Source organism: Pseudidiomarina gelatinasegens, assembly GCF_004025325.1.
Classification (GTDB): domain Bacteria; phylum Pseudomonadota; class Gammaproteobacteria; order Enterobacterales; family Alteromonadaceae; genus Pseudidiomarina; species Pseudidiomarina gelatinasegens.
The window spans coordinates 1-1041 of sequence record NZ_RSFE01000027.1 but is presented as its reverse complement, the minus strand read 5'-3'; the positions used below and the strand labels follow the sequence as shown (position 1 = coordinate 1041).

1 protein-coding gene is annotated in these 1041 nt (G+C 42.3%); it reads left to right on the top strand.

The window, feature by feature from the left end:
- Positions 1 to 253: 253 nt before the first annotated feature.
- Positions 254 to 1041 (top strand): DEAD/DEAH box helicase (locus EGC76_RS11880; protein WP_342772192.1); only part of this gene is annotated, 788 nt, incomplete at its 3' end.

The window sequence follows — 1041 nt, the reverse complement described above, 5'->3', positions numbered from 1 at the left end:
TGCTGTTTCCAGTCTAAATTCCGGGCTAAAGTTTGGACGGTTCTTCTTTGTCATTTTGTCACCTAATTTTGCTATGCTGTCATCATAACAGCTCTAATCAGGTGGCCAAATTAACTATGCCACTACAGCTTTAGCTAATTCTTGGGGGCGAGAGATTCTCAAAAAAATAGCAGATAATGCTGCTTATATTCTATCCATGACTGGTACCCCTTGGCGAAGCGATCAGTATCCAATTACGTTAGCCCGATACATCATGCCCGAAGGTATCGTGGGCAGTGATTACACTTATGGAATGATGACTGCAATCAGGGAGTCAGTCTGCAGGGTTCCAGAAATCAATCTAATTGACAATGATCAATTGCTTGTAGATGGAATCGAGTATTCATCTATCAAATCGGCGATTCAGAACTCGGGCCTGAGATACGATTCGTTGCTAGAGAATTCAGTGGCTCTCAATCACATCCTACAGTTAGGTGTCGATAAGCTGGCTAATATTCGTAAATTCCACCCTACAGCAGGTGGCTTGATCGTTGCAAAATCAGTCGAGCACGCTTTTTTCATCTATCAGATACTACGGAATGAATTAAAACAATCCGCAGTAGTCGTGAATTATCGAAACACTAATTCTCACATAGCTATCGAAGAGTACAAGCACTCTGATGTACAGTGGATCGTCAGTGTCTCAATGGTTTCCGAAGGAACTGATATCCCACGCTTGCGTGTGTGCGTGCACCTTAGTAACGTAAGAACCGAACTATTCTTTAGACAGGTCCTCGGACGTGTTTTACGTTTAATTCCTAATGTTAAGAACAACGTCGGATGGCTATATGCCTTCTCTGAACCGGACATCGTTGAATTTTCCAATCGGGTTCAAGACGATATACCTCAATGCGAACATCTTGTAGTGAGGAAAAGTGACGTCTCCCCCAAAAATAGAACCATGACATCGATGAGATTTCCATTAAAATTGGGTTATTGGAGATCTCACTATGAAAAAACGTCACAGCGAAGAACAGATTATCAAGGCTATCAAGGAGCATG